Source organism: Bacillus sp. 7884-1 (assembly GCF_002272245.1).
Lineage (GTDB): Bacteria > Bacillota > Bacilli > Bacillales > Cytobacillaceae > Neobacillus.
The window spans coordinates 1-7,560 of record NZ_NPDD01000283.1 but is presented as its reverse complement, the minus strand read 5'-3'; the positions used below and the strand labels follow the sequence as shown (position 1 = coordinate 7,560).

General features: G+C 38.4%; 9 protein-coding genes and 1 other RNA gene. 7 read left to right on the top strand and 3 right to left on the bottom strand.

The window, feature by feature from the left end; genetic code table 11:
- Positions 1 to 45: 45 nt before the first annotated feature.
- The 3 genes from CHI06_RS27985 to CHI06_RS27975 form a co-directional block, all read right to left on the bottom strand.
- Positions 46 to 741, bottom strand: coding sequence for a deoxynucleoside kinase (locus CHI06_RS27985; protein ID WP_095251911.1), 696 nt, complete (start codon positions 739 to 741; stop codon positions 46 to 48).
- Positions 742 to 757: 16 nt separating this feature from the next.
- Positions 758 to 1,405: a deoxynucleoside kinase gene (locus tag CHI06_RS27980; RefSeq protein ID WP_095251910.1), complete on the bottom strand. Its 648-nt coding sequence runs from the start codon at positions 1,403 to 1,405 to the stop codon at positions 758 to 760.
- A 208-nt stretch (positions 1,406 to 1,613) separates the two neighbouring features.
- Complete coding sequence (locus CHI06_RS27975) at positions 1,614 to 2,900, bottom strand: glycoside hydrolase family 18 protein (RefSeq protein WP_095251909.1); 1,287 nt, start codon at positions 2,898 to 2,900, stop codon at positions 1,614 to 1,616.
- 126 nt (positions 2,901 to 3,026) lie between these two features.
- Between CHI06_RS27975 and tadA the strand changes: the two genes are divergently transcribed.
- The 7 genes from tadA (at position 3,027) to CHI06_RS27940 (ending at position 7,353) form a co-directional block, all read left to right on the top strand.
- Complete coding sequence (gene tadA / locus CHI06_RS27970; RefSeq protein ID WP_095251908.1) at positions 3,027 to 3,545, top strand: tRNA adenosine(34) deaminase TadA; 519 nt, start codon at positions 3,027 to 3,029, stop codon at positions 3,543 to 3,545.
- 68 nt (positions 3,546 to 3,613) lie between these two features.
- Positions 3,614 to 3,879, top strand: an RNA gene (gene ffs / locus CHI06_RS27965) — signal recognition particle sRNA large type.
- 131 nt (positions 3,880 to 4,010) lie between these two features.
- Entirely contained in the window at positions 4,011 to 5,699 is a 1,689-nt protein-coding gene (gene dnaX, locus CHI06_RS27960; protein WP_095251907.1) for a DNA polymerase III subunit gamma/tau, read from the top strand.
- Positions 5,700 to 5,721: 22 nt separating this feature from the next.
- Positions 5,722 to 6,039 (top strand): YbaB/EbfC family nucleoid-associated protein, encoded by a 318-nt coding sequence (locus CHI06_RS27955; protein ID WP_045519285.1) that lies wholly within the window; start codon positions 5,722 to 5,724, stop codon positions 6,037 to 6,039.
- Positions 6,040 to 6,107: 68 nt separating this feature from the next.
- The gene (gene recR, locus CHI06_RS27950; RefSeq protein ID WP_095251906.1) at positions 6,108 to 6,704 is read left to right on the top strand and encodes a recombination mediator RecR; all 597 of its coding nucleotides are present in this window, start codon (positions 6,108 to 6,110) and stop codon (positions 6,702 to 6,704) included.
- Positions 6,705 to 6,787: 83 nt separating this feature from the next.
- The gene (locus tag CHI06_RS27945) at positions 6,788 to 7,006 is read left to right on the top strand and encodes a YaaL family protein (protein WP_095251905.1); all 219 of its coding nucleotides are present in this window, start codon (positions 6,788 to 6,790) and stop codon (positions 7,004 to 7,006) included.
- A gap of 83 nt (positions 7,007 to 7,089) precedes the next feature.
- Entirely contained in the window at positions 7,090 to 7,353 is a 264-nt protein-coding gene (locus CHI06_RS27940; protein ID WP_095251904.1) for a pro-sigmaK processing inhibitor BofA family protein, read from the top strand.
- The last annotated feature ends 207 nt before the right edge of the window (positions 7,354 to 7,560 follow it).

Sequence of the window (7,560 nt, the reverse complement as noted above, 5' to 3'; positions counted from 1 at the left end):
CCTAATTTAACACAGCCAAATAATAAAAAAGAAGCACATATTGGATTACCCAATATGTGCTTTTGTCATATTTAAAAGTTCCTTTAATCGCTCATCCACTTCACGACATACTCTTATCGCATCTTCTGGTCTTTTAACAACATCCGTATTGTCCATGTCAATAATCAAGACATCACTAGCATTATAATTATTAATAACCCACTCATCATAACCCTTCCAAACCTCAAAGTAATATTCTTTCAGTTCAGGGTTAATTTCAAAGCTTCTGCCCCGGGCCATAATACGATCAATTACCGTATCGAAAGAGCCTTTTAAATAAACCATTAAATCAGGAGCCTTTTTAGGAAGTTCATTTAACTCTTCCATCATGTTTTCAACTAAATCTTCATATATTTTAAATTCGAGTTCAGATATTCTGCCTAGATTTTTATTTACATATGCAAAATACCAATCTTCATAAATAGAACGATCTTGAATCGTGTAAATAGGTTCTCTCCAACTCACACAATCTTTAACCGTTTTAAATCGTTTATTTAAGAAAAACAATTGTAAAAGGAAAGGAATTCTTCTTGCGTCTAATTCTTCAGGTGTTAATTCGTAATAGAGAGGAAGGATTGGATTATCATCAACAGTCTCATAAAAAACCTTACTCTCAATGCCGCTTTTTTGAAAATGTGCATTTAATGTATCAGCTACACTAGTTTTACCAAGACCTATCATACCACCAATAACGATACTCACTTACATCCCCCAATTCTCATACTGTGTTTGTCGTGCTGCTTTTTTTTAATGAGCCTATAAGCTTTTCAATAATAAAATTTAAATCATCTTCATTTTTAACAAAATCTAATTCATCACCATTAAAGCGCAGAACAGGAATTTCTGGATGTGTTTGCTCAAAGCTCGTTATCGTTTGTTCGTAATCAATGGATAGCTGCTCTATATATAAGGGACTGATATTTTTCTCTACTTCGCGTCCTCTTATTTTAATTCGCTTTAGAAGAGTATCTAGACTCGCATTGAGATAGATAATTACATTTGGCTTTGGCATGTCTTCTGTTAGGAGCTGATATATTTTATAGTATTTTTGATATTCATCGGGGTTTAAAGTCCTCTGGGCAAAAATTAAGTTTTTTAAAATATTGTAATCTGCTACAACAGCCTGACTTTTACTTAAGAAGTGGGTATTTATATCCCCTAATTGCTTATAGCGATTGCATAGGAAAAACATTTCCGTTTGGAAACTCCATTCCTCAATATTGTCATAAAACTTCCCCAAAAATGGATTTTCATCAACGATTTCTTTTAATAATGCAAAATTAAATTGATCTGAAATGGCTTTTGCGAGAGATGTCTTTCCTACACCAATCGGCCCTTCAACGGTTATAAAGGGAGTATACCCCATTGCATGTCCTCCTTCTCCAACTGCCTGCAATTTCTATGTTTAACCAGCAATATGCCGGAAGTACTAATTCGAATTTCACTAAAGGCACAAATAATATATTATCATAATCTGGCACAGGAAGGGATATGGAAATTATAGAAGAAAGTATTTTAATGTCGAATATATGAAAAAACTGCCGAATGACGGCAGTTTATGTTAAGAAATAATATTAACTTCTTTTGACCACATTGAAATTTTCAACAATTAACAGCCAATTTTGCGGAAACGCTAAGCCAAGCTTCCAATAACTCATACCTCGAATCTTTAATTCTTTAATCAAATTAAACTTTGCCTGAATGGAGCGGGCATCCTCAAACCAAACTTCATGCCGCTTGCCGTCTTCAGCAGTATAACGGAAGAAAGGAGCCTGTGCCTTTGTATCATACTGAATCTGAACCTTGTATCTAGCTGCAAGTTCAATTGCTTGTTGTGGACTAACTGCTTTTGCTACAGAGCCTTGAACAAATGGAAGTGTCCAGTCGTATCCATATAAGTTCTGTCCCATCATAATTTTATTCGGGGGCATTTCCGTTATCGCATATTCTAATACTCTACGAACCTGATCAATAGGGGAAACAGCCATGGCAGGACCGCCGCTGTAGCCCCACTCATAGGTCATAATAACAACAAAATCAGCAATCTGTCCGTGTGCCCGGTAATCATGGCCTTCATACCACTTTCCCTTTTGTGTAGCACTTGTTTTAGGGGCAAGGGCAGTTGACATTAACCAGCCTTCCCTTTGGAACCGTGCCTTTGCCTTTCGTAAAAATGCGTTATAGGCTTCTCGGTCTGCTGGCCGTAAAAATTCAAAATCAAAATGAATATCTCGAAACCCGTATTTCTTTGCAGTAGCCACAATATTATTTAAGAATCTATCTTGAATGGGGATATCATTAAGTAAAATACGGCCTAATTCATCGCTAAATTGGTCATTTTCTTGGTTATTGATGACCATCATTAAAACATTTCGATTGGCTCTCGCGATGGCTGGGAAATTATTTAATAAGGGTTCCTTTAAAGATCCATCACGAAGAGCTTGAAAGCTAAATGGTGCCAGGTAGGTTAAGTAGGGCGCTGCTTCCCGTGCACTGCTTTCTAAGATGGGGGCTACAGTTGTACCACGGGGTTCTACATATGCATTAAATTCTGCTCTTCTTTTAGATGCCTGCGGGATATAAAGACGAAATCCAACATAGAGCTGCTGGTTTAATGAAATATGATTAACTGAGGCAATTTGTTGATAAGGCACGCCTGTTTTTTGTCCGATAGACCATAGACTGTCACCTGGCTGTACATAATAAAAACTGCCAACGATCGGAATCACCATTGCTTGACCGACGACAAGATTATTTGGATTAGGGATGTCATTTGCTTCAACAATATCATTAACTGTTGTGTTATAGGTCCTGGCAATGGTTGTTAAGGATTCATTACTTTTCACAACATGAATTTGCATATTCTTCCCCTCCTAAGCAAGAACGCTACATCTATTCTATGAGTGAAAGGTTTGATTCATGATATAATGGAAAAAATATCAATATTCCGGTGGAAATGCTGAAGATAATGTAAGGCGGTAATCTCCATGACAATTGAAGAATTTACTGATGAATACTATATGAGAGAAGCTATTAAGGAAGCGAAGAAGGCAGAAGATTTACGAGAGGTGCCAATTGGAGCAATTCTCGTTATCGATGGAAAAATTATTTCCCGCGCACATAATTTACGTGAAAGTAAACAAAGTGCGGTTGCCCATGCTGAGCTCCTTGCGATTGAACAAGCATGTAATGAAACAGGTTCATGGCGTCTAGAGAATGCACATCTATATGTCACTCTAGAGCCCTGTGCAATGTGCTCAGGAGCAATTATACTATCAAGGGTAAGCAGAGTAGTTTTTGGTGCATCAGATCCAAAGGGAGGATGCGCAGGAACGTTTATGAATCTCCTGCAGGATGAACGGTTCAATCATCAAAGTGAAGTAAAGAGCGGTGTGCTGGAAGCAGAGTGCGGTCAGTTACTTTCCGACTTCTTTCGTAAGCTGCGAGAACAAAGGAAATTAATAAAAAAACAATCCTTACAGGAATTTACAATTGATAAAGATTGATTTTTTTGTTGAAAGTTAGTATACTAAAAAGGCGTCATATAAGGCGCCTAAAATTATTATCAACTTTGCCGTGCTAGGCGGGGAGGTAGCGGTGCCCTGTACTCGCAATCCGCTCTAGCGAGGCTGAATCCCTTCCCGAGGCTGGTATCCTGTAGGGTCCGCCTTAAGTAAGTGGTGTTGACGCCCGGGTCCTGCGCAATGGGAATCCATGAACCATGTCAGGTCCGGAAGGAAGCAGCATTAAGTGGAAGCTCCCATGTGCCGCAGGGTGGCCTGGGCCGAGCTAACTGCTTAAGCAGCGCCTATGGGTGCGAAGTCGACGGAAGGTGCACGGCAGTTTATAATGTAAAAGCAACTCATCTCATTGAAGAGATGAGTTTTTTTGTATTCTCCTAGAAAAATTGAAAAAATGAAAAGGGTTAAGTTATAATGGATAGGATAGAAACTTTGGAGGGGGCGATGTTTTTGGCTTATCAGGCTTTATATCGTGTTTGGCGTCCTCAGCAATTTATTGATGTAGTAGGACAAGAACATGTAACGAAAACATTGCAAAACGCCCTACTTCAACAAAAAATTTCCCATGCCTATTTATTTAATGGGCCGCGAGGAACTGGTAAAACAAGTGCAGCAAAAATATTGGCTAAAGCAGTAAATTGTGAACGAGCACCCGTTTCTGAACCCTGTAATGAATGTGCTGCCTGCAAGGGGATTACGAATGGAACGATATCTGATGTGCTTGAATTTGACGCAGCTTCCAACTCCAGAGTGGAAGAAATGCGGGATGTTCTAGATAAGGTAAAGTTCGCACCAACTTCTGTTCGCTACAAGGTCTATATAATTGATGAAGTACATATGCTATCGATTAGTGCCTTTAATGCCTTGTTAAAAACATTAGAAGAGCCGCCTCAGCATGTTATCTTCATTTTAGCTACGACTGAGCCTCACAAAATACCTCTGACCATTATTTCTAGATGTCAACGATTTGATTTTAGACGGATTACAGCACAATCTATTGTAAATCGAATGAAGTTAATCGTCGAAGAAACTGGGGTTAATTGCGAAGAGGATGCTCTAAAAATGATTGCGAGGGCGGCTGAGGGCGGTATGCGTGACGCATTAAGCCTTTTGGACCAAGCTATTTCCTTTAGCCAAGAAAGTGTAACTGTTGAAGATGCTTTAACGGTAACGGGATCTGTTTCACAGGGTTTCTTAAACAAGCTTGCAAGGTCAGTTCTGGAAAAAGATGTAGCCAGCGGTTTAGAAGCCTTAGAGGAATTGTTATTTCATGGGAAGGATCCTTCAAGATTTATTGAGGATTTTATTTTATACTACCGAGATATGCTGCTATATAAAACAGCACCAAATCTTGAAGAGTCATTAGATAGAGTCTTGTTAGACGAGGATTTCCGTCAAATTGCTGAATCTGTTCCTTATGACCAGATTTACCAGCTCATTGAATTGTTAAATAAAACCCAACAGGATATGCGCTGGACTAACCATCCGAGAATCTTTTTAGAAGTTGCGATTGTTAAGCTGTGTCAAACAGAGGTAAAGCAGGTTGAGCAAATGCCTTCTGGACAAATGGCACAACTGTTTACCAAAATAGAACAGCTTGAGCATGAACTACAACAGTTAAAAACGAATGGACCAGCGGTTGTCCAGGATGCAGCAACACAGACTGCACAAAAGCCTGCACAAAGAAGTTCAAGAAAAGGATTTCAGCCTGCTGTTGGTAGAATAAATGAAGTATTAAAGAATGCAACAAAGAATGATTTAAATCAAATTAAAAGCAAATGGGGTGACATGAGAGGACGGTTAATGAAATCTCATGCAGCTTTATTAAATGAAGCAGAGCCTGCTGCGGCTTCAGCCAATGCTTTTATTTTAAAATTTAAACATGAAATTCATTGTCAAATGGCCATGGATAATAACCGTTTTATCGAGACGATTACGCTTGCTCTTCAAGAGCTAACAGGAAATAAGTATCTAGTTCTTGGGGTACCAGAAGAACAATGGGTTTCGATTAGAGAAAACTTCTTAAGTACCCAGCATCACGTGGAAGGTGAAATTCTTGAGTCTAAACCAGAAGAAGAGCCGCATATTGCGGAGGCCAAAAACTTGTTCGGTGCTGAATTTGTTGAAATAATTGACTAATTAATTGGAGGTTGAAGGAAATATGCGTGGTGGAATGGGTAATATGCAAAATATGATGAAGCAAATGCAAAAAATGCAAAAGAAAATGGCTGAGGCACAAGAAGAATTAGGACAACAGAAGATTGAAGGAACAGCTGGCGGCGGCATGGTAACTGTCATTGTAACAGGACATAAAGAAGTGGTAGACGTACAAATTAAACCTGAAGCTGTAGACCCTGACGACATCGAAATGCTTCAAGATCTTGTTTTAGCAGCAACAAATGATGCTTTAAAGAAGGTTGAAGAGCTCACAAACAATACGATGGGTCAATTTACAAAAGGAATGAATCTTCCATTTTAATTAATGATGATCAAGCATATGCGCCTTTTAAAGGCGCATATGCTTTTCTAGGAGAGGAATAATAACGAATGCATTATCCAGAACCGATTTCTAAGTTGATTGACAGTTTCATGAAGCTGCCTGGTATCGGACCCAAAACTGCTGGTCGTTTGGCCTTTTATGTTTTAAGTATGAAGGAAGATACTGTGCTGGATTTTGCTAAAGCACTTGTAAATGCCAAACGAAATTTAACCTATTGTTCTGTCTGTGGTCATATTACAGATCAGGATCCATGCTATATATGTGAAGACCAACGCCGAGATAAGAGTACAATTTGTGTTGTTCAAGATCCAAAGGATGTCATTGCGATGGAAAAAATGAAGGAATTCAGTGGTAAGTACCATGTTCTGCATGGTGCAATTTCACCAATGGATGGAATAGGTCCGGAGGATATTAATATTCCTGACCTCCTAAAGCGTCTTCATGATGAAACTGTACAGGAAGTGATATTAGCGACGAATCCAAATATTGAAGGAGAGGCAACGGCGATGTATATTTCTCGTTTGCTGAAACCATCAGGTATAAAAATCACAAGGATTGCTCATGGACTTCCTGTTGGAGGAGACCTGGAATACGCAGACGAAGTTACACTATCTAAAGCTCTCGAGGGAAGAAGAGAAATTTAAACCGAAAAGCTGAAGTGCCTTGGGAAAAAAGCAGTTCATTTTTTCCTAGGCGCTGCAGCTAGATAAGTATCGGGGGAATAACGATGTTTTTTAAGCGTAAAGGGTGGCTGCGGAAAGAGTTTGATGGAAAACTTTTAACTCAGTTACAGGAGTATAAAGAACATTGGCGGGAGCAAAAACAATTGTTAGATAAAAGTTTTGATCCTTCGGAGGAAGCGATTTGTCAGACAAAAATTGCCCAAGCAAAGTACTTCTTTCTATTAAAGGAAGCAAAAGAAAGAAATGTTAGTATTAAAAGGTAAATATTAAGCTATTCCAATTCAAGGTCTATTTTTTATAACTTGTACATATGTTGTTATAAAAGGAGTTGAAGGGGGATAGCTTTTTGGAACCAATTATAATCATTTCGATATTAGGCGGGCTCGTACTTATTCTTTTGTTTTCTGGGGCTCCTTTTAAGCCAGCAAGATTTATTGGTCAAGCAGTTGTCAAATTATTAATTGGAGCACTGCTATTATTCTTCTTAAATACAGCGGGTAATAGTTTTGGTATTCATGTGCCTATTAATTTTGCAACATCAGCTGTATCAGGATTTCTTGGAATTCCAGGATTAGTGGCCCTGGCTGCCATTCAAAAGTTTATCATCTAAATCTAAACTGCCGCTGAAAAACAGCGGTTTTTTTCTGCTCAAAAAACAATTATATTTAATTGAATAAAAACTATTGACCAATTGGAGGTTGTACTGTAATATATGAAAAGTCGTCACAAGCGACAGCGCAACACATAAAAAGTTATTGACATTGATAACTTAATTATGATATATTAATAAAGTCGCTTTTGAGCGAATGAGTAAAAT